At 32.6% G+C, this 23,127-nt stretch carries 17 protein-coding genes and 1 other annotated feature; of the genes, 5 read left to right on the forward strand and 12 right to left on the reverse strand.

What is annotated here, in order from left to right:
- Nucleotides 1–110 precede the first annotated feature (110 nt).
- Nucleotides 111–1,004 carry a cysteine synthase A gene (cysK, locus tag SA378_RS03655; protein WP_318524628.1) on the reverse strand — a complete coding sequence of 298 codons (894 nt, stop codon included), beginning with the start codon at nt 1,002–1,004 and terminating at the stop codon, nt 111–113.
- A gap of 367 nt (nt 1,005–1,371) precedes the next feature.
- Nucleotides 1,372–1,612, reverse strand: a binding site (T-box leader).
- A 141-nt stretch (nt 1,613–1,753) separates the two neighbouring features.
- On the reverse strand, nt 1,754–2,374 hold the full coding sequence (locus tag SA378_RS03660) for a CoA pyrophosphatase (RefSeq protein ID WP_318524651.1): 621 nt from the start codon (nt 2,372–2,374) through the stop codon (nt 1,754–1,756).
- Between the two features lie 216 nt (nt 2,375–2,590).
- On the opposite strand from SA378_RS03660, the gene SA378_RS03665 reads away from it, so the two are divergent.
- From SA378_RS03665 to SA378_RS03675, 3 genes are read left to right on the forward strand one after another with little or no spacing between them, the layout of a single operon-like run.
- Nucleotides 2,591–3,688 (forward strand): MGDG synthase family glycosyltransferase, encoded by a 1,098-nt coding sequence (locus tag SA378_RS03665; RefSeq protein ID WP_318524629.1) that lies wholly within the window; start codon nt 2,591–2,593, stop codon nt 3,686–3,688.
- A 36-nt stretch (nt 3,689–3,724) separates the two neighbouring features.
- Nucleotides 3,725–4,918, forward strand: coding sequence for an efflux RND transporter periplasmic adaptor subunit (locus tag SA378_RS03670; RefSeq protein ID WP_318524630.1), 1,194 nt, complete (start codon nt 3,725–3,727; stop codon nt 4,916–4,918).
- Between the two features lie 21 nt (nt 4,919–4,939).
- Nucleotides 4,940–7,963, forward strand: a complete 3,024-nt coding sequence (locus SA378_RS03675) for an efflux RND transporter permease subunit (RefSeq protein ID WP_318524631.1) — start codon at nt 4,940–4,942, stop codon at nt 7,961–7,963.
- A gap of 149 nt (nt 7,964–8,112) precedes the next feature.
- Here the strand turns inward: SA378_RS03675 and SA378_RS03680 are convergent, their stop codons facing one another.
- The 8 genes from SA378_RS03680 to SA378_RS03715 form a co-directional block, all read right to left on the reverse strand.
- Complete coding sequence (locus SA378_RS03680; RefSeq protein WP_318524632.1) at nt 8,113–8,571, reverse strand: DUF188 domain-containing protein; 459 nt, start codon at nt 8,569–8,571, stop codon at nt 8,113–8,115.
- Between the two features lie 228 nt (nt 8,572–8,799).
- Nucleotides 8,800–9,627: a carbon-nitrogen hydrolase family protein gene (locus tag SA378_RS03685; protein WP_318524633.1), complete on the reverse strand. Its 828-nt coding sequence runs from the start codon at nt 9,625–9,627 to the stop codon at nt 8,800–8,802.
- A 171-nt stretch (nt 9,628–9,798) separates the two neighbouring features.
- Nucleotides 9,799–13,227: a pyruvate carboxylase gene (locus tag SA378_RS03690; protein WP_318524634.1), complete on the reverse strand. Its 3,429-nt coding sequence runs from the start codon at nt 13,225–13,227 to the stop codon at nt 9,799–9,801.
- 315 nt (nt 13,228–13,542) lie between these two features.
- Nucleotides 13,543–14,172 carry a histidine phosphatase family protein gene (locus tag SA378_RS03695; RefSeq protein ID WP_318524635.1) on the reverse strand — a complete coding sequence of 210 codons (630 nt, stop codon included), beginning with the start codon at nt 14,170–14,172 and terminating at the stop codon, nt 13,543–13,545.
- Between the two features lie 101 nt (nt 14,173–14,273).
- A complete protein-coding gene (locus SA378_RS03700) occupies nt 14,274–14,870 on the reverse strand; it encodes a lysine exporter LysO family protein (protein WP_318524636.1) in 597 nt (198 codons plus the stop codon).
- Nucleotides 14,863–15,171 carry a DUF340 domain-containing protein gene (locus SA378_RS03705; RefSeq protein ID WP_318524637.1) on the reverse strand — a complete coding sequence of 103 codons (309 nt, stop codon included), beginning with the start codon at nt 15,169–15,171 and terminating at the stop codon, nt 14,863–14,865. The genes SA378_RS03700 and SA378_RS03705 overlap by 8 nt, the downstream gene beginning before the upstream one ends.
- Before the next feature lie 30 nt (nt 15,172–15,201).
- Nucleotides 15,202–17,172 (reverse strand): NAD-dependent DNA ligase LigA, encoded by a 1,971-nt coding sequence (gene ligA, locus SA378_RS03710; protein WP_318524638.1) that lies wholly within the window; start codon nt 17,170–17,172, stop codon nt 15,202–15,204.
- A gap of 15 nt (nt 17,173–17,187) precedes the next feature.
- Nucleotides 17,188–19,416: an ATP-dependent helicase gene (locus SA378_RS03715; RefSeq protein ID WP_318524639.1), complete on the reverse strand. Its 2,229-nt coding sequence runs from the start codon at nt 19,414–19,416 to the stop codon at nt 17,188–17,190.
- Between the two features lie 213 nt (nt 19,417–19,629).
- Between SA378_RS03715 and SA378_RS03720 the strand changes: the two genes are divergently transcribed.
- Both SA378_RS03720 and SA378_RS03725 read left to right on the forward strand, forming a co-directional pair.
- Nucleotides 19,630–20,079 (forward strand): universal stress protein, encoded by a 450-nt coding sequence (locus SA378_RS03720; protein WP_318524640.1) that lies wholly within the window; start codon nt 19,630–19,632, stop codon nt 20,077–20,079.
- 50 nt (nt 20,080–20,129) lie between these two features.
- Complete coding sequence (locus tag SA378_RS03725; protein WP_318524641.1) at nt 20,130–20,582, forward strand: universal stress protein; 453 nt, start codon at nt 20,130–20,132, stop codon at nt 20,580–20,582.
- A 51-nt stretch (nt 20,583–20,633) separates the two neighbouring features.
- On the opposite strand, the gene SA378_RS03730 is transcribed toward SA378_RS03725, so the two are convergent.
- Nucleotides 20,634–21,674, reverse strand: a complete 1,041-nt coding sequence (locus tag SA378_RS03730; RefSeq protein WP_318524642.1) for a DctP family TRAP transporter solute-binding subunit — start codon at nt 21,672–21,674, stop codon at nt 20,634–20,636.
- Between the two features lie 117 nt (nt 21,675–21,791).
- Entirely contained in the window at nt 21,792–23,108 is a 1,317-nt protein-coding gene (locus SA378_RS03735) for a dihydrolipoamide acetyltransferase family protein (protein WP_318524643.1), read from the reverse strand.
- Between the last annotated feature and the right edge of the window lie 19 nt (nt 23,109–23,127).

Consider the following 23,127-nt stretch of genomic DNA (forward strand, 5'->3'; position numbering starts at 1 on the left):
ATACAAAAGCAATACTTCCATTCTATTTCTTGCCGCTGGATCTCTTTCAAATACAGAATCTATATCTTCAATTATCGACTTTATAAATCTTATCATAATATCATTCCTTTCTAAAAATACTTAATCATAGACAAGTATTTTTCTCCGCCATCTGGAGATACAGTCAATATTTTTTTGTTGCCGCTATATTTTAATGACAGCTTTCTTGCTGCTGCTACATTTGCTCCTGTGGATATACCAACTAAAATTCCTGTTTTAGCTGATACTTCAACAGCAGTATCTATTGCTTCTTCGTCTGATACAGTCAATATTTCGTCTACATTATCTCCGTTGTAAGTTCCAGGTATAAACCCGGCTCCAATACCTTGAATTTTATGAGGTGCAGGATTTCCACCAGAAATTACTGCTGATCTAGCAGGTTCAGCTCCTGCAATAATAATATTTTTATTGTACTCTTTAAGTCTTTTTGCAACTCCGGAAAGAGTTCCTCCTGTTCCTACAGAAGCTGTAAATATATCCAAATCATTTAATTGATGAATTATTTCTTCTGCGGTAGTGCTGTAGTGAATTTTGGAATTTGCAGGGTTGTTGAATTGATCGGGCATGAAATATTTTTTGTCTTCTTTTAACATTTCATTTGCCCTTGCAATTGCTCCTGTCATTCCTTTTTGACCTTCGGTTAAAATAAGTGTTGCACTATATGCAGCTATAATATTGCGTCTTTCAACGCTCATAGTTTCCGGCATAGTAATTATCACTTTATATCCTTTAATTCTACCAATCAATGCCAAACCAATGCCTGTATTTCCGCTGGTTGGTTCAATAATTATGCTGTTCTTTTTTAAATATCCATTGTTTTCTGCATCCTCAATCATTCCTAATGCTGTTCTATCCTTAATGCTTCCACCTGGATTAAATTTTTCCATCTTTATAAAAATATTTTCTCCCGGCAGTTGAACTATTGGAGTGTTGCCTATTAATTTTAATGTTGTGTAGTTATTCATATATTACCATCCTTTTCATTGACCACTAAACCGGAAATTATTTTTATAGCAAATGCATGTGTAATCGGCCATTTTTTTCTCCCTTTGGTCGAAAAAATGGGGTTCACAGTCTCGCAACACAAATTTGTTTGCTCCTTGCGTCGCACAAATTTGGTGCTCATTGCGGCTGACTTACCGCAATTTGTACTTCGCTGCCGCTCGAACAAATTGGGTCAAGTCATGCAGGGCATACGCAGTCTCGTTCACCAATTTATTTGCTCGCTATCGCTCACATAAATTGGGAACTCGTTGCGGTTGACCTACCGCCATTTTTCAGAAAAAACACTCTGAAAAATGGGGTTAGGGCATACAAAAACTCCGCCTCTATATTAGAGACGGAGTATGTCCGCGGTTCCACTCATTTTGGCATATTACTGCCCACCTTGATTTAGCACTATCATGCTATTTTATTTTAACGGATAAATCCCGCAGCAGCCTACTTTAATTATAATTTCGGTGCTGTACTCCAAAGGGCACTTCACATATATATCCTATAAGCATCTTTTCAGCTAATAGATACTCTCTCTTGAAATTCAATATATATTACTTTCCTTCTTCATTGTATTTCCTACTAATTTAGTTGAGTATATTTTCTAATTATTATATTATACTAAATAAAAAAATGCAACAGTTTTTAGAAAAATATTTTTTTAATTTTACAAAGTAACGCGTTGAACAATTATTTCATACATAAAGTACATTTATACAATTTAAAGAACATGTTTTTTTATTTTATTTATGAAACTGTAAGTTATTTTAGCTGTAAGTCCCCAAATTACATAATCACCGTATTTGTAAAAATATACCGGGTGCCTTATATTGCCCCAATCGTAATTTTCTCCGTCATTTACCAAGTTATATGGAAAATCATTGTCTGCCTGAGGATAATAATTCATGTAATGCTTTTTCGGCTCGTTTTCCAAAAAAAATGATATGGGAACGCAAAACAGTTCTGATACTTCATCCCTGCTATATTCTATTTCTGATACATTCACATTTTTAACATATGCGAGAAAAGAATATACAAAAGAACCATTCTTGCTTGTAGCATAATCAAGTTCAGAAATTATTTCAATATTTTCTTTTTTTATTCCAAGCTCTTCTTCTGTTTCCCTCACAGCAGCATATACCGGGCTTTCACATTCTTCTATTTTCCCACCCGGAAATGATATGTCTCCTGGCTGCTTTATTTTTTTTGATCTTACTTCATATAATAAATTAATTTCTTCATCTATTTCAATCAAAGGAACTAATACTGAAAATCTAGGATCTTCATCAATTGGTTTTGGTTCTACATTTTTTAATTTACTTTCAATTTCATTTATATTCATATTTATCAATTAAACCTCATCACTACGAATATTATAAAAACCAGTCCAGATAATCTTTATTATATAAGAAGGTATGTATTTAGTCAATGATGTTCAAATATACAAAATATTTACAACAAATACTCTTTAACTAATTGAAGATATATATTATAATATTTTATACGATGTACAATCAGAACATATGATTTTTTAGATTGCATTATATTTGGAGGAACTATGAATTTAAATATTTTAATTACAACGGCACCTTTTGGCAATGGACATAAAATGGTTGCTACAGCTTTAAAAAATGCATTCATAAACAAAGGTTACAATAATGTATATGTAGTGGATTTATTTACAGAAGCACATCCTAAAATTACAGAAACAATAAAAAGAGCATACATAAAAAGTTATGATTTTGGAGATGCATATTCCAAATTATATTATGGATCAGAAAAGCTTACAGATAAAAGGGTAATTGAATTATACAGGATTTTTGGATTGAAAAAATTAGAAGAAATTACTAAAGAGTTTAATCCAGATTTAATTATAAACACATTTCCAATATTATCACCATTGAAAATAAAAAATAACAATAATAAAAACGTACCAGTTTTTAATATTGTCACAGATTTTTATGTTCACAAGCTTTGGATAAGTGAAGAAATCGACAAATTTTATATAGCAACAAACGAGCTTCAGGAAGAATTGAAAAAAATGAACATACCAGTTGAAAAAACCGTGGTTTCTGGTATCCCTGTAAGAGATGCATTTGAAGAAATAGATAATTTATCAAAGCTTTATACAAAATTTAACTTCAGAAGAGGCAAAAAAATAGTTTTGATAAATTCAGGAGCCTTTGGAGTTTTCAGGGACATTAAAAAAGTATGCATTGAGCTGTGCAAAAATAAAACCATACAAGTTGCTGTAGTTTGCGGCAACAACAAATTGCAGAAAGCAAAACTAGATGAACTAGGGTTGAAAAATTTAAAAGTTTTTGGTTTTATTGAAAACATAGATGAATTATATAAAATTTCAAGCTGCATGATTACTAAGTCAGGTGGAATCACTTTAAGCGAAGCATTGGCTGTACAAATTCCTCTTGTGATTATTAAACCCGTTCCCGGGCAAGAAAAAGAAAATGCCTTGTATTTTGAAAAAAAGGGTGCAGCTATCATTGCAGACAACGCATATCAAATTGTTAACAGCACTATAGAACTCATAAATGACCCAACAATGTTAAATGCCATGAGAAAGAACATGAAAAAAATGTACAACAAATCATCTTCAGAAAAAATTGTAGATGATGTAGTTGAAAGCATTGAAAAATAATATCATTCACCATTTGAATTTAATATGAGGTGTAATATGAAAAAAATTTTACCGCTATTAATAATGACTTTATTCATTACAAGCTGCAGCACCGAAAATGCTGCAGTTTTTCAAAACTCTATATTGGTGGAAACTAAAACAGTTTTTTCTGAAAATACAGATTCTGTATTAAGTTATATGGGAGTGGTTAAAAGTGATTCACTGAAAAAATATTCCTTTAAGTCAGGCGGCAAATTAAAATCCGTACAAGTTAGTGTTGGTCAAGCAGTAAATGAAGGAGACATTTTGCTAGAACTTGACAAATCTGATATGCAATATCAAGTTGATGCAGCTAAAAATCAAGCTGATGCAGCATACTCTCAATATGAAAAAGCACTGACAGGTGCACAGGACGAAGATATCAATGCCGCAAAGCTCAATGTAGAAAAAGCCCAGGCAGCTTATGATTATGCTCAGAAACTATATGAAGATATTAAAACTCTTTTTGATGAAGGTGCTGTATCAGAGTCAAGTTTTAAAGAAGCAGAATTAAGCTTGAATATTGCCGAAAAAGAATTAGAGCAAGCACAGGAACTCCTTAAAAAAGCCAACGCCGGCACTCGCAAGGAAGATATTGCTTCTGCCAAATCTCAGTATGGACTGGCTCAAACAAATTATGACGCTATAAAAAAACTTTTTAATGATGCTACTCTAATTTGCGATACTAAAGGTTATGTTGCAGATATTTTGTATGAAGCCGGAGAAATTGTACCTCAAGGTTATCCTGCAATATTGGTGCAAAGTGAAAATCAAGTTATAAGCATAGGAGCAACTCAGGAAGATGTTGAAAAATTATCACTTGGAATGACTGCATTGATAACCATAAACAATGAAAATTATAATGGTAAAATAGTTGACATAAGCCAGACTCCTGATGATACTTCAAGAACTTTTAACGTTGACATATTTATAAGTGATACCGATAAAAAATTCTACATTGGTTCCATTGGCCAGGTTGAATTAATAATAGGACAAGGTACAGGAATATATATTGAAATACCTTATATATTAAACGACGGTGTCAATTATGTTTACATTGTTGAAGAAAATAAAGCAGTGAGGAAAAACATTGATATTGTTAAAATTGAAGATGACAAAGCACTGGTTAATGGTTTGTCTGACAATGACCAACTCATTGTAAATGGAACTAAAAACATAAAAGATGGATTTCTGGTTGAAATAAAGGAATAAAAAGGAATGACAGGTGATTGAATGAAAAAATTTATTTCATTTTTGTTAAAAGAAAAATATATTGTCATTGCTGCCTTTGTTATTACAATGGTATTTGGATTTATATCTTACTATTATATGCCTCGACAGGAAAATCCTGATATTACAAGTCCGGCAGCTTTAATTACAACAATTTATCCCGGAGCTTCAGCAAGTGATGTTGAATTGTTGGTAACTAAAAAAATTGAGGAAGAAGTATCAAAAATTGATGGCATAGAAAAAATAGATTCCTATTCAAATGACAATTACAGTGCAGTTATTGTGACTATAAGTTATACCGTTGACAAGGAAAAGCAGTGGACGGATTTAAAAAATTACATTGATAACATTAAGGATGAATTGCCTGAAGGCTGCTATACTCCGGATATTGATACAGAATCAATGGTGGAAAGTGCAGGGATGCTTTTAAGCATTTCAGGGGATAGTCTTACATATGACCAGCTTGAAAATTACGCTGAAAATTTAAAACAACAGCTTTTGAATATTGATGAAATCAATAAAGTTAAAATATCAGGAGGCCCTGATAAAAAAGCTTTTGTAGAAATAGATGCAATGAATTTAAACACATATTCTGTCTCTATTGAAGACATATACAATTTGTTGCAATCTCAAAACTTAAAAATTCCCGCCGGAGCAATTAATACTCCTGCCGGCAAAATCAATGTTGATGTGCCGGAAAGTTTTGAATCGCTTAAGGATATTGAAAACCTTATTATAACAGCTTCCGATAGCGGTGGAATTGTCAGGCTTAAGGATGTTGCAAGCATATATTTCGGCGAAAAAGACAATGAGAAGAAAATATACAACAATGGTAAAAGTGCAGTTATTCTAGCTGCATATTTTAAAACAGAAAACAACATTGTTCTTGTTGGGGATGAAATAAATGAATCAATATTAAAAACTAAAAATTCTGCACCAGCCGAAGTCAGCATTGACAAAATTACATTTCAGCCAGATGATGTTAAACTTGCACTCAATGATTTCATCATCAATTTATTTGAAGGAGTGCTGTTTGTCATCCTTATAGTATTAATTGGAATGGGTATACGAAATGCGCTCATTGTATCAATTTCACTGCCTTTAACAATTTTCGCAACATTCATAGCAATGTATTTGTTTCACATAGATTTGCAACAAATATCAATTGCAGGCCTTATTATGGCTGTAGGAATGGTTGTAGATAATTCAATAGTAGTTTCTGATGCAATTCAAGTAAGATTAAATGAAGGAAAGTCTCATAATGAAGCTTCCCTCATGGGCGTTACGGAATCAGCAGTTCCTGTATTTTCATCCACATTGACTACTGTGGCTGCACTGGCAACGCTGTTTGTTTTGCCTGGAGAAGCGGGTGAATTTATCAAAACAATGCCGGTTGTTATAATTGTTGCTCTTTCATTCTCCTACATAGTTTCAATTGTTGTAGTGCCTGTTTTTGCTTCAATATATTTTAAAACAAATATTAAGCTTGATAATTACGACAGCAAAACCAGATTACTTTTCACCAAATTTTTAAATACTGCCTTGAATCATAAAAAATCAACTGTGTATTATGTTTTTGGTTTTTTTGCAATAAGCTTAATAATTGCTGTTTTTGTACTGCCTTTAGAAATATTTCCATACACAGATAAAAACTATATATACATTGATGTTACAAATAGTAAAAAGGGTGATTTAGACAGCACATATGACATAACAAAGCAAATTGAAGAACTGCTGTCCAGCGAACCGGCCGTTGAAAATATCACTTCTTCTGTTGGAGGATACATGCCTAAGTTTTATCTCACTTCAGCAATTGGATCTGATACAGATGATTTTTCTCAGATTATTGTGAAATTTAATTTAAAAAATGATAAAAGTTTTGGAAAAAACAAAGAAGAATTTATGATGCACATTCAAAATAAATTAAATGAAAACATAGCAGGAGCAGACATGACGGCTAAACTTCTTGCCTTAACAGCTCCTGGATCAGATGTTGAAATTTATGTAACAGGTTTAGACAGAAACTTATTGATAGAAAAATCAAATCTCATAAAAAATGAGCTGATGTCTATTGATGGACTGTACAATATAAACAACACTTCAACTGAAAACAAACAAGAGTACTATGTTGATATTGATGATGATATGGCAACAATGATGGGATTGACAAAATATGATATCCAACGTCAGATAAATATTGCATTGAGCGGTACAGATGCAACTGTATTTAGAACAAACGGCAAGGAATATGACATATTTTTAAAATCAAACATATCAAGCATCAGTCAATTGGAAAACTTTAAAATTAAATCTTCAGCAACAGGAAACAAAATAATGCTTAAGCAAGCTGCCCACATAGGCCTTAAATCTGCCGAACCGTCAGCTTTAAGATACAATAAAGCACCTGTTATTAAAATTACAGCAGAGGTTGCTTCCGGATACAGCGCACAAATAATTCAAAAGAAAATAGAAAATATTATAGATAATAACTATTCAAGCGAAGAAATAAATTACCAATATGGCGGAGAAAAACAAACATTGTTGAAGTATTTAAGAGGCTTGGGTATTGCCGGACTGATATCATTAGCTGCGATTTTTATAATTTTAATGGTACAATTCAATTCTTTGCTGCAGCCATTGATAATTTTGATGACTGTTCCCTTGTCTGCAATAGGGTCAATATTTGGATTGTGGATATTCAATCAGCCGTTTTCATTTACAGCGGGATTAGGTCTTTTAGCTTTACTCGGCATAGTTGTTAACAATGCCATATTGCTCATTGAATACATTAACAGAGCAAGACAAGACGGATTGACAATTGAGGAAGCGTGCAAAAGTTCTGTTAAAAGAAGATTCAGACCAATTATGCTTACAACAGTTACAACTGTAGTGGGCTTAGTTCCTTTAGCATTTTCGGCAAGCTCATTTTTCACACCTATGGCTGTAACTCTAATGACAGGTCTTATGATTTCAACTTTGCTAACATTAATTGTAATACCCACACTTTACAGTTTAATAGAAAAATAATTTCTGCAATAAAATAAAATCACTAATTTATTAATAATATTAGTGATTTTATTTTTTTATATTTATTAAACATTATGGTTAATTTTATATTGGTTTACATAAAATTGCATTATGAAAACTGAAAACTTGTGATTAAGCTAAGAATTTTTTTAATTTGCTCTGTTTTTACCCAACTTTTCATTTAATACTTTATAAAGACACTTTCTAAAATTATCATCTTGTTCTTTTGTCCTTTTAGATGGGCCCTTGGTTTTGCCTCCCTGCTTTCTGATTCTTTCGCTGATGTATCTTGATTGCAATAAACTGTCAATATTATTTTTATTAATAAAAAATCCCGCAGTATGAATTATCGCCGTAGCTTTCCCCAAAACTAAACTAGCCAATCCATAATCCTGAGTTACTAAAATATCTCCTTCTTTAAATATTTGAACAATTTTATAATCAACTGAATCTCTTCCTTGCTCTACAACTATAATTTGAAAATCGCTCACTATATAATGATCAATATCTACTACTATAATTAATTCAATTCCGAAATCTTTTGCAGCATGTTCGCAAATTTCCTTGACTCGTTGGGGACATGCATCTCCATCTATTATTATTCGCATAGAAATCTCCTTTTTACTTATAATTATGACAGATTATCTTCATATGTTAAAGGCGTAATAAATAAAATTTATCTTGCACCATAATTTTTCCTTTTGCTATAAACGTGTCTAAATTAAGATTCTTATCTAATAAGTGTAAGTATGCGTCCATATTCATTGCAATTTGGCCTTATTTTTAAGTTTCAGAACTTTTACAGGATCTGGGGTTAAAGCTCTTTTAATTTAATATTACTTTAATTTATTTAATGAATAAATATCTTTTCTCCTGTGTTTTAATAAAGGAAGTTCGTTTCTGATTTTTTCCACATAATCAACGTCAATTTCCTGAATTATGTATCCTTGATTTTCGTCCATACGATTTAATACATTGCCCCACGGTGAAGCTATAATTGAATTGCCGTACGAGTAATATGATGCTTCATAATCTCTTGCGGGAGCAACTCCAATTGTATATACCTGATTATCAAGAGCTCTTGCTCTAAAGTGCAGTTCCCAATGTGCCGGTCCAGTAGTCATGTTAAATGCTCCCGGTATAATTATTACTTCGGCTCCTTCGTTTACCATGAGTCTGCTTAATTCAGGAAATCTTACATCATAGCATACAGCAAGACCGATTTTGCAAAATTCAGTTTCAAAAACAGTAACGTCACTTCCAGGTGTAAATGTATCTGATTCTTTGAAATATTGGCCTCCCTCTATATCAATGTCAAATAAATGCATTTTCCTGTGCTTTGCTATTTGTTCTCCTTTTTTATTAAATACGTATGAAGTGTTGTATATTTTGTCACCATCTAATTCCGGAATAGTTCCGGCAACTACATAGATTCCAAATTCTTTGGCAGCTTTACTAATAGCTTTATACGCAATGCCACCTTCTTCTTCCCCGAATGCTTTGAAATACGAATTATCATAGGGACAGCAAAACATTTCAGGCAATACAACAATATCTGCACCTTCTTTTGATACTTGCTCAATCATTTTCACTGCATTGTTAATATTCTTTTCTTTATTATCATAAACTGAAATCTGCAATAATGCTACGTTAAATTTACACATATCAACACCTCCAAAACAATTTATTTAATTATAAAATATTTCATGTTAATTCGCAATAAAAAGAGGGTTTGTTAATAAAATGATAAAAAATGAGATCCTTCGCTAACGCTCAGGATGACATATACTGTCATTCTGAAGGCGCAAACTGAAGAATCTCATCTTTTTATTTTATTATTCTAATTCAGCTATTAATTCTCCTGCTACTACACGTTGGTTTTCTTTAACATATATTTTAGCAACTGTTCCGGCTAATGGAGCAATAACATTTGTTTCCATTTTCATTGCTTCTAAAACAGCTATTGGCTGGCCGGCTTCTACTTTGTCTCCTTGCTTAACAACAATTTTGTACACATTGCCTGGTATATTTGCACCAATTTCATATTGATTGCCTGTATCTGCCATAACTTTTTCTACAGATGCGCTTTTTAAGTTTATAGCATTTCTATCTTTTATAGTAACTACCCTTCTGTTTCCGTTCACTTCAAATACCAGGTCTTTAGTACCATCATCATTTGCTTTAACTTCTACGAGCTTAATGCTGAGTTTCTTACCTTCAGCAATTTTAACACCACAAGTTTCGCCTTCTTCCAGTCCATGGAAAAATATGTCGCTTCCCATAAGTCTTAAATTGCCTTCTTCAGCAACATTCTTTAAATAATCTTCAAAAACCTTTGGATATAAAGCGTAACTTAATGCTTCTTCATCAGTTCCTTCCAATCCATGTTTTTCTTGAAGCATTTTCTTAATCGTATCAAAATCCTCTGCTGGCAGCAATTCACCCGGTCTGCATTTAATTGGTTCTTTGCCTTTTAGCACGAGTTTGCTTAATTTTTCAGGAAAACCTCCTTCTGGCTGACCCATCATACCTTCAAAATAAGATACTATAGAATCAGGGAAGTCCATGTCTTTTGCTTTTTCATATATGTTTTCAGCATTTAAATCATTCTGAACCATAAATATTGCCATATCCCCTACTGCTTTTGAAGAAGGTGTTACTTTTACTATATCTCCAAGCATTTCATTGACTGTTTTGAACATTTCCTTAACTTCTTCAAATCTGTGACCTAGACCAAAGCTTTCTACTTGTGGTTTTAAGTTAGAATACTGGCCTCCGGGTATTTCGTATTTATAAATTTCTGCTGTACCGGTTTTTAAGCCTGATTCAAATTTGCTGTAAACAGGTCTTACTGCTTCCCAGTAATCAGATATTTTTTGCATGTCATCTGAATTAAGCATTGTATCTCTTTCTGTATTGTTTAATGCAGCTATTACTGAATTTAAAGGTGGCTGGCTTGTTAATCCTGCCATTGAGTTAAAGGCTGTATCTACAATATCCACACCTGCATTAGCAGCAGCATAGACGGTAACGACACCATTTCCGCTCGTATCATGTGTGTGCAAATGAACTGGAATTGTCAATTCATTTTTAAGAGCCCTGATAAGCTTATCAGCAGCCATAGGTTTTAAGAGTGCAGACATATCCTTTATTGCCAATATATGCGCTCCTCTTTTTTCAAGCTTTTTAGCCAAATCAACATAATATTTTAATGAATATTTATCTCTGGTTTCATCAAGTATGTCACCAGTATAGCAAATGCTTGCTTCGACAATTTTATTTTGATTTAAAACTTCATCAATTGCAACTTCCATACCTTCTACCCAGTTCAATGAGTCAAAAATACGGTACACATCAATTCCTGCTTTAGAAGATGATTTTACAAATTCTCTTATTACATTGTCAGGATAATTTTTATATCCTACTGCATTTGCTCCTCGCAAAAGCATCTGGAACAAAATATTTGGCATTTTTTCTCTTAATGTTTTTAGTCTTTCCCATGGGTCTTCTTTCAAGAATCTGTATGCAACGTCAAATGTAGCTCCGCCCCACATTTCTACGGAAAACAAATCGCTTGCCATATGTGCCATAGCCGGAGCAATTTTTTCCATATCAACAGTTCTTACGCGTGTAGCCATCAATGATTGATGAGCATCTCGCATTGTAGTATCTGTAAGCAATAATTTTTTCTCATTCAAAACCCAATTTGATACTTCCTTTGGTCCTTTTGAATCTAATAATTGCTTTAATCCGAGCTTAACATCTTTACTTGCAAATTTAGGTGCACGAGGAACGTCAAATTGAGGTTTAACTCCTTTAGTTTCATTAACAACAATATTGCCGATATAATTTAAAACCTTTAATTCTTTGTCTTCTCCGCCTCTTACATTTAACAAAGAAGGATTCTCTGCTATAAATCCTGTATCACATTGTCCTTTTTTAAATGTATCGTGGTTTAAAACATTTAAAAGAAATCCAGTATTAGTTTTAACTCCATGAATTTTTAATTCTTTCAATGCTCTTGCGTTTTTGTTTATTGCATCATTAAAAGTTCTGGAATGAGAAATTATCTTAACTAAAAGGCTGTCATAATATGGGCTTATTTCAGCTCCTGTGAAACCATTACCACCATCAAGTCTTATTCCAAAACCAGAACCAGTTCTATACATATCAATTTTTCCTGTATCAGGAGCAAAATTGTTAGCAGGATCTTCAGTAGTAACTCTGCATTGTATTGCATAACCTCTATGTTCGATTGCTTCTTGTGATTTTATATTTACTTCTTCAGAATCAAGTCTATAACCTTCAGCTATGAGAATTTGAGACTGAACAATATCTATGCCTGTTATCATTTCTGTAACTGTATGCTCAACCTGAATTCTTGGATTCATTTCTATGAAATAATGTCTGCCTTCTTTATCCACTAAAAACTCTAATGTTCCGGCACTTCTATAATTAACTGCTTTTGCTAATTTTACGGCATCACTGCAGATTGCTTGTCTCTGTTCTTCTGTAATGCTTATAGCAGGAGTAAATTCAACAACCTTTTGATGTCTTCTTTGGATAGAACAATCTCTCTCGTATAAATGAACAAGATTTCCATAATTGTCCCCTAGAACTTGCACCTCAATATGTTTTGGTTTTTCTAAATATTTTTCTATAAATATATCATCTATTCCAAATGCTTTTTTTGCTTCACTCTGAGCACTCTTGAATTCTCTCAACAAATCTTCTTCGCGCCATACAATACGCATACCTCTTCCACCACCGCCTGCAGAAGCTTTTAAAATAACAGGATAACCACAAAAATCAGCAAATCTCCTTGCATCATCTTCTGATTTAACTGCTTCTTCAATTCCAGGAATTGTAGGTACTCCCACAGAATTAGCAACTATTTTTGATTTAATTTTATCTCCGAGTTTGCTCATCATTATGTAATCCGGTCCAATAAAAGTAATTCCTTCTTCTTCGCATTTACGGGCAAATTCAACATTTTCGGATAAGAAACCATATCCAGGATGAATTGCGTCAACACCCTTTGATTTAGCCAAACTAATTATTTCATCTATTCCCAGATAAGCATCTACCGGTTTTTTATTCTTACCAATTCGATAAGATTCGTCAGCTTTTGTTCTAAAAAGTGAATTTTTATCTTCTTCAGAATAAATTGCAACACTTCTTATGCCTAATTCTTCGCAAGCTCTAAAAACCCTTATAGCAATTTCTCCGCGATTTGCAACCAAGACTCTTTTAAATTTTTTCATCTAATCCTCCAATCTTTATACTGCATTCAGCTATATTCAATTTATATTTTCATGAAAGTAAGTTTAACATTGTTTAATTAATTATTCAATATTTTTATTTAATAAAATTAAATTATAATGATTTAAACTTTATTTTATTATTTTTAATTAATAAAAAACAACATGCAATCGTTTACAGCCTTTTATTATTATGCAAAAAATATTATAAAAAAATCATAGTGCTCAATTTAATCAATTGCAAAATGATTTTCTCGTATTTTTCGATTTTTTTTACTATTTCCCGGGCAATTTCGTCAAACTTTTTTAAAATTTGCATTAATTGTATGATAAACTTCCTTTTAAATGTTGGGTATCATTATAAAAAATTTCTTTTATTTCATTATTTTCATCTACTTCAACACACGACAAACTACAATTATTCACTACGCTTCCCATCCAGTCCTTATCTATTTGGAAATTTCTTATATAAGATTCTATGCATTTGATTGTACCTCCATGTGCAACTATCAAAGTATTTTTATGTTTATATTTACTTATTATTTCTTTAAATGATTTCTCCACCCTTTTATAAAATTCCAATAAATTTTCTCCGTTCGGATAGCAGTTATTAAATGGATCATCTTCTATTTTATTTAATACATCGCTACAGCTTAGTTTTATTTCATCATATCGGAGCCCTTCAAAATCCCCCAAATTTATTTCTTTAAATCCATCATGCTTTATAATTTCAATATTTCTATTGCCTCTTAATATTTCAGCAGTGTGATATGCCCTCATTAACGGGCTTGATATTATACAGTCAAGATCTATTTCCTCAATACGGCTTGATAAGAGTTCTGCAGCCAGTATCCCTTTTTCTGTCAACGCAGAATTCTTGTTACCTTGAAATCTTTTTTGCTTGTTCCATTCTGTTTCGCCATGTCTTGTAAAATATATTCTGGTCATAATTTAACTCCTTATTTAACAATTGATTAAACAATAGATTCAGAAATTATTAGGCACTTAATAAACTTGCCAAGTTTATTGAGTCTACTGTTTTTGTAACATCACATAAGTCCTACAAAAATCGGAACTAATACCGGTACTAACAATGATATGATAATACCGCTTATAAAAGAAATAATGACAATTTCTTGACTTGTATTTTTTGTAATTATAGGAAGCCCTGTATCCATGCTTATTGCTCCTCCTACTGCTATTGTTTCCAGATATCCTATATGCTTAGCTATAAACGGAATACTTATAAATGCAATTATTTCCCTGAAAACATTTGATAAAAAAGCGATTGCTCCAAGTTCTGCTGATATGGGTGTAATTATTATAGCTGATAAAGTATACCATGTAAAGCCAGAGGCAACGGCCAATGCTCCAAAAATATTCATATGAAATATTATACTGCAAACCACTCCTCCAAACAAACTTCCAATTGCTGTTGCTGCAGGAACTATAAGCATTTTAAATCCAACATTTCTCAAATTTTTAAATGTATCTTTATTGTTCCCAATATCTATTCCAACGAAAAACAATAAAAGGCAAAGTCCTATGTCAAGCATTAAGCCTGTGCTGTTATAAATGCTGTCAGGAAGTACAGATAATCCTAGTACTATACCAAAAGCCAAAACCAACAATATTTTCTTAGTCATTTATGCCCCCTGTAATATTTTTATCAGTAATAAATTTTTTTCTCGCAATATAAACAAATAGAATGCTAAACCCTGCAGTTGAAACAGCAAACACAGCGGCCATAATTCCTATTTGCCCTATTGAAGATACTACCTGTTCATCCATACCAACCCTTATTCCCATTATAAATATTAATCCAAATAAAATTAATGTTTGAATTATCGAAATCTTCCCCATGAGTTTCTTATGTATCAATCCTTTGCTGCTTAACATCCAGCCCACTGCCATAAGGCCGAAATACAAAAAAATTCTAAATACCATTTTTCCCTCCACCATTTATTTCTAACTATATCATTCTGGTTTTATACCGTTAAGCCACTCAACAAATTGATTCTCAGTAATAATGCTTATGCTCAGTTCCTTGGCTTTTTTATTTTTAGACGAAGGGGACAGGTTGTCATTATTTATTAAAAAGTTTGTTTTTGAAGTTACACTGCCTGTAACCTTTCCACCTCTTTTTTCTATTTCTTCTTTTAATTCATCCCTATTTTTAAACTGTTCTACCGAACCTGTTATAACAAAATTAATATTTTCAAATATTTGTTCAGAAGGTGTTTCTTGATTTTCTTCAAACTCCACTTCTTTTAATACATCTTCAATAATTGTTTTCTTTTTTTCATCATTGAAAAATTCAACATACCCTTTGGCCATGACATCGCCAATTCCACTTATTTCAATTAAATCTTCAAAAAAAGCACTTTCAATTTTGCTCCAGTTGTTGTTGAATTTCCTGCTTATAAGTTTAGCATTTGACAATCCTATGTTAGGGATGCCCAAACTGTAAAGAAGTCTTGCAGCATTTGTATGTCTTGATTTATTTATAGAAGCAACTAAATTGTTGAAAGATTTTTCTCCAAAACCCTCCATTTTAGTTATTTCTTCTTTGAACTTTTCTAAATGGAATATATCAGCAAGCTCTTTAACTAATCCTTTAGCTATTAGCTTTTCTAATGTTGCCTCTGATAAACCTTCTATGTTTAGTGCATCGCGGCTCACAAAATGAGTAAAAGATTTAATTTGTTTAGCCAAGCAATCATCATTCACGCAATATAAAGTTTTAATACCATTTTCATTTCTTATTTTGGTTTCACCGCCACACACAGGGCAGCTGTGTGGTATTTGTATGTTTCCGCTTCTGGTTAAGTTGTCTGATATTTGAGGAATAATCATGTTTGCTTTGTAGACACTTACTCTATCCCCTATCCCCAGTTCCAAGCTCTCCATTATGCTTAAGTTATGTACGCTGGCACGGCTCACTGTAGTTCCTTCAAGCTCTACAGGTTCAAATATTGCAATAGGATTTATTAAACCTGTTCGTGATGCACTCCACTCTATTTCCAATAGCGTTGTTTCTTTAATTTCATCTCTCCATTTAAAAGCTATTGAATCTCTTGGAAATTTAGCAGTTGTTCCTAAGGACTCACCGTATGATATATCATCATAAATTAAGACCAAACCGTCTGATGGCAGATCATTTTCTGCAATATGCTCTGCAAACCACTGTACTGTTTCTTCAATATTATTTGAATTTACTTTTTTATATTCAACAGCAGAAAATCCTAAGCTTTTCAGCCAGTCAAGCTGAACAGACCTGGAATTTTTAAAATCCACATCATCTGCTTTAACCAGTGAAAAAGCATTAAAACGAACATTTCTTTCAGCAGTAATTTTATTGTTAAGCTGTCTCACTGAACCGCTGCATAAATTTCTTGGATTTTTGTACTTTGCATCTGCATCCGGAATTTCATTGTTGATTTTTTCAAAATCAGCATAGCTTATGACAGCTTCTCCCCTTAAAATCAAACTTCCTTTATGAGCAATGGAAACAGGAACATTTGCAAATACTTTAGCATTGTTAGTAATAACTTCACCAATTTCTCCATTTCCTCTTGTAACTGCCTTCACAAGCTTACCATCTTCATATGTCATTACAATCGTAAGACCATCAAGTTTCCATGACAAAATACCATCCTTAGGACCCAACCAGTCTTTAAGTACGGATACTTCCTTTGTTTTATCTAAAGAAAGCATAACTTTTTCATGACGCTCTTTTGGTAAATTTGATAAAAGCTCATAACCAACATGAATTGTAGGACTGTTTGATAAAACAATTCCTGTACTTTTTTCAATTTCAACAAGTTCGTCATACAGCTTGTCATATTCAAAATTGGACATTATTTCTCTATTTTCCTGATAATAAGCCTTACCGGCTTCATTTAGAACTCTAATTTTTTCTTTCATCAAAGGAAGCTTATCATCCATATTACACCTTCATAATTATATTTTCTCAATTGGAGCATAGCCCAAAATAACATTTTTTATACCTTTATTTTCAAAAGCTATGACTGCTATTGTTTCACTGCCGTCTTGTTTAAGCTGCACAACAGTACCTTCTCCCCAAGCTTTATGCACAACCTTGTCACCAGCTTGAATTTTATCTGACTTGAGTTTGGGTTTCCTTTCTTGCTGGGCGTAATTAGTATCGCATTTAAAAAAATTATCTCTTAAATAAGAAGTTTTTTTCTGTGATATGCTTGCTTCCGGTAATTCAAATTTTTTACTGCCAAAGGACATTGGATTGTTGTCTTCAATGCATTCCTTAGGTATTTCATTTAGAAACCTTGATCTTGCTTTCATTTCATGGCTTCCGAAACGCATCCTGTCGTTTGCATGAGTGATGTAAAGCATTCTTTTTGCTCTTGTAATTGCAACATAGAAAAGTCTTCTTTCTTCTTCTATGTCATCATCCTCTCCCTCATGAATTATTGGAAAAATTCCTTCTTCAAGTCCTGTTATAAATACTGTATCATATTCCAGTCCCTTTGCGCTGTGTACAGTCATAAGGGTAACACAATCAATTTTCTCGTCCGTTTTGTCAACATCTGCCAGCAAAGAAATGTGTGCAAGGAAATCTTCCAGACTGTTTTCCTCATATCTTTCTTCAAAATCTTTTGCAGCAGACAAAAATTCATCCACATTTTCTATGCGGCTTCTTCCCTCAACAGTACCATCTTCAAGAAGCATTGACTTATATCCTGTAACTTCCCAAACTTCCTTTATAAAGTCTGAAATGCTCATCAAGTCCTTTTTAATCATTAGCATTTCCATCATAGAAACGAAATCTTCAAGGCTCTTAGTCGCAGATGGTGTTAATCCCAGTTCTCCTGAATCGAAACACGCTTCAAACTTAGACAAATCATTCTTGCTTGCATACTCGTTTAAAATGTCTATTGTTTTAGGTCCTATTTTTCTTCTTGGAACATTTATGATTCTGTCAAAGCTGATACCATCTTTTTGATTGTATATAAGCATTAAATAAGCCACAAGATCTTTAATTTCTTTTCTTTCGTAGAACTTCTGACCTCCAACTATTTTATATGGAATTCCTTCTCTCATCAATCCTTCTTCTAATGCTCTCGATTGAGCATTAGTTCTGTAGAGAATTGCCATTTGCGAATAATCAATCGAATTTTCCCTGTTTTCTTTTCTCATTAATGCAGCAACAGTAAATGCTTCGTCCTTTTCATTGTCCAATTCAAACACACGTATTAAATTGCCGTCCTGAAAGTCAGTGTATAAATTTTTACCTTTTCGTTGACAGTTATTTTTAATAACGCCGTTTGCTGCATTCAATATTATATTGGTTGAACGGTAATTTTTTTCAAGTTTTACAGTCTTGGCTCCTTCAAAATCTTTTTCAAAATTAAGTATATTAGTTATGTCTGCGCCTCTCCATCCATAAATGGACTGATCTTCATCGCCTACTACAAAGACGTTATTTTCTCCGCCTTTTTTCTTGCCTAAAATTTTTACCAAATTATACTGAACCAAATTGGTATCTTGATACTCATCCACAAGAATATATTTAAAACGCTCCTGGTAAGTTTCTCTTACATCCTGTTCTTTTTCCAGAAGTTTTAAAGCTTTCACTATTAAATCGTCGAAATCCAAAGCATTTGCAGCTTTTAATTTTTTTTCATAAAGAGCATAGACTTCTCCCACGTTGCGCATGAAAAAATTGCTGTAATTTTCAGCAATAAATTTATCTGAATTGTTTCTTTTGTTTTTCTCATTGCTGATAACAGATTTAATAACATTAATATTATATTTCTTCGTATCTAAGTCTAATTCTTTTATACAATCTTTCAATATAATTTTTTGATCACTCGTATCAAAAATTACAAAATTTTTATCATAATCTATTTTATCAATATCTCTTCTTAATATTCTCACACATACGGAGTGAAATGTTCCTATCCACATTTTATCAACAGAATAGTCAATAAGTTGTCCTATTCTTTCCTTCATTTCATTAGCTGCCTTATTTGTAAATGTAATAGCAAGAATTTCCCAAGGCATTGCTTTTCCTGTACTTATTAAATTAGCAATTCTATGAGTAAGCACTCTTGTCTTCCCTGTCCCCGCACCTGCTATAACAAGAATCGGCCCCTCGTCATGAGCTGCAGCTTCTCTTTGTTTTTCATTTAATGTATTTAATAATTCCATTTTTCCTCCGGCTGAATCTTTTATCGCACATAACTGTTAGTACTATAAATTATATCACATGAAGTTATATGCCTCAAGTTATTATTAATAGGGATACATTATTAAAATATTTAGTTTTTATTAATAATTCTGATTATACTTAATCAAATTACGGTATAAATATATAAAGAAGTAATTTCTATAAAATAAAAATTCAGATATTGGAGGAAAAATATGAAAAAAATATTAGTCCCGATAGACGGTTCAACAGCTTCCCAAAATGCGGCAGCAAAAGCTCTGGAAATCGCAAGGCAATTTCACAGCAGTGTATTGTTTATTACTGTAATAAACGAACCTGATGTATCCATGTACAATAAATTTGGAGTGCTTGTAGATCCTGAAATGAAAAAACTGAAAGAGAAGTTAAAAGAGAACGAAAAGAAAATGATGGATTCTATAATAGACAGCTTGGATACTTCTGATATTACAATAAGTAAAAAAATCGCTTCAGGTATTCCTTATGAAGAAATTTTAAGGGAAGCATCTGAAGGTAATTACGATTTGATTGTAATGGGTCAAAGAGGTTATTCAAAAATAAAACGTTTCTTTGTAGGTTCCGTAACATACAGGGTTATATCTGATGCGTCATGTCCTGTATTAACAGTACATGAAAATCAAAAGTAGTAATTAAAACAAATACTAAATAATCTAAAATACTAAAAAAGGGGGTCGTAATGAAAAAAGTATTGATACCGGTTGATGGATCAGCTGCTTCTCAAAAAGCTGCAGAAAAAGCTGTATCTATAGGAAGACTTGTTAACGCTGAACTAACATTCTTAACAGTTGTGAATCTCCCAACAGAGGATAAATATTCTTACTTTGGAATGTCTGTAGAAAATGCATTTGTAGCAAACCGTAAAGCCATGTTAAAACAGCTTATACATGAAGAAACAAGAATGCTTAATATCCTTGTCAGAAATTTAGAGTGTTCCGACTTAAAAGTTGACCAAAGAGTCATTGTTGGAAAAGTTGCTGAAGAAATTGTTAAGATGGCAGCTGAAGGAAATTTTGATTTTATAGTAATTGGAAGGCGCGGTTTCTCTACCATAGAAAGATTTTTTATTGGCTCTGTAACTCAAAAAGTAATTTCTGCATCTCCTTGCCCAATAATGGTTATAAACGTATAATAAAAAATATAAGTCCTAATTAGGACTTATATTTTTGACTATAATATATTATTATCTGAAAGCATCTATAAGATCTTTTCCCATAATTGGTTCATATTCAGTATATACTGGTTGAACTGCTTCTTTGAATAGTTCTGTTTGTTCTGGTGTTAATGTGTTAACTGTCATGCCACCATCAATAAACTGTTGAGTTTGTTCATCAGCTTTATCTCTGTTTAATTGTTTTTGGTAATCACATGCTTCTTTTGCAGCATCTTTTAATATTTGTTGATCTTCTGCACTGAAGCTTTCAAATTTATCTTTGTTCATACCAAGAATGATTGCATCATATGAATAGTTCCATACAGTCATATATTTTTGTACTTCATTGATTTTAGAAGATGAAATAACGTCTGTTGGATTCTCTTGTCCATCAATTGTACCTTGTTGTAATGCAGTAAATACTTCACCAAAGTTCATTGTTATAGGATCTGAACCTAAAGCTTTGAAAAGAGAAATAAACATTTTGATTCCAGGAATTCTAATTTTCATTCCAGCCATATCTGCAGGTGTTTCTACAGATTTTACGCTGTTTGTCAATTGTCTGAATCCATTTTCACCATATCCAAGACCTACTATATTTTTTTCAAGCAATATTTTATTTAATGATTCTCCAGCTTCGCCGCCAAGTAATTTATCAGCAGTTGCAGTATCAGAAATTAAGAATGGTAAGCTTATAACTCCGAATCTTTCATCCATTACTGAATATATGATGTTAGAGTGGAATGTTATATCTGTTGAACCTGACATAAGCATTTCAATACCCTTGCTCTGATTTCCACCTGAAAGCTGTTCATTTGGATATACTTTAACTTCAATTCTTCCATCAGTTTTTTCGCCAACTATTTCAGCGAATTTTTTTGCTCCTAAAGTCCAAGTAGATGTGTCTGCAGTTGTAGTACCAAATTTTAATGTTACTTTTTCTGCTGGTGCTGCTGGTGCTTCTGCTGCAGGTTTTTCTGCTGCAGGTTGTTCAGTTTTTGCTGCGCAGCCTGTCATGGCTAAACTTAAAACTAAAGCTGCAACTGTTATAAGTGATAATATTTTTTTCATTAAATAATCCTCCTAGATTTTTTTAGTAGTTTATACTATATTTCTTTTGAAAATACACTTTGTAATTGACTGTAATCTCCTTTCTATTTAAATACTTTGATGTAATTTTTAATTCAATCAGTCAATTAACAAATATGGATTTTCAATTATTTCTTTTATTTCATTTAAAAACTTAGCTGATAACACCCCGTCCACCAAGCTATGGTCTGTAGTTAGACTCAAGTTCATCATTGGTCTTATAACCACTTGTTTATTCAATGCAACCGGTTTATCTGCTATTCTGTTTATTCCTAATATTGCCACTTCAGGTTTGTTGATAATTGGAGTAAATGAATCCATACCAAACATTCCTATGTTTGTTATTGTGAATGTGCCGCCGCTTAAACAATCCGGATTTAATTTATTTGTTTTTGCTTCTTCAATTAATCGTTCTGTTTCTTCCGAGATTTCTCTTAAAGTCATTTTTTCAATTCCTTTTACATTTGGAACCATTAATCCTCTTTCTACATCTACTGCAATTCCTAAATTTACATTCTTATGATAAATTATTGTATCGTTTTCAAAGCTTGCATTTAAGTATCTGTATTTTACCAAAAGCTTTGAAAGTATTTTCATTATTATGTGATTGTAAGTAAGCTTGAGTCCTTCTTTTACATATATTGGCTTTAATTTTTCTCTTAAGGAAATTAGTTCTGTCATGTCAACTTCCACGTTGAATGTTACCATTGGTGTTCCTGCCCAGTTTGCTTTCATTCTTTGAGCAGTTATTCTTCTTATGCCGCTCGCTCTTTCTGTGTCTAATTCTTCTAATGCTTCTTCTTCATTATCTATTGCCAACACGTCTGCTTTTCTGATTCTTGTACCTGAATATATGTCTTTTAGATTTATTCCTTTTTCTTCTGCAATCTTTCTTGCTGTTGGCGTCACTTTTACTTTTACTTCTTCTGTTTCTGCATTTTCTACATCTTTTGCCACTACTACTCCATTGTATCCTGTTGCAGCAATTAATGTCAAGTCTATTCCTCTTTCGGCTGCTATTTTCTTAGCGTATGGAGTTGCCAAAATATAACCCGATTCATTTTTTGAAGCTGGTTTATTTTCTTTTGTTTCTTCTTTTGTATCTACTTTTGTTTCTTCTACTTCTTCAGTCTTTATTTCTTCTTTTGCTTCTCCTGTCAGTATTGATATATCTTCTCCCTCATCGGCTATTATTCCTATGAGAGCTTTGACTTCTGCTGTTTCACCTTGGCCTACGAATATTTTTCTTATTAAACCTTCTGTATCTGCTGTTATTTCATTTGTAAGCTTGTCTGTTTCTACTTCAAACAGTTTGTCTCCTACATTTACATGATTGCCTTCTTTTACGAACCACTGTATGATTGTTCCTTCTACCATTGTCAGTCCTAATTTAGGCATCAATATTTCTCTGACCATATTCAACCTCCTTTTGTTT

Source organism: Sedimentibacter sp. (assembly GCF_033447055.1).
GTDB lineage: Bacteria > Bacillota > Clostridia > Tissierellales > Sedimentibacteraceae > Sedimentibacter.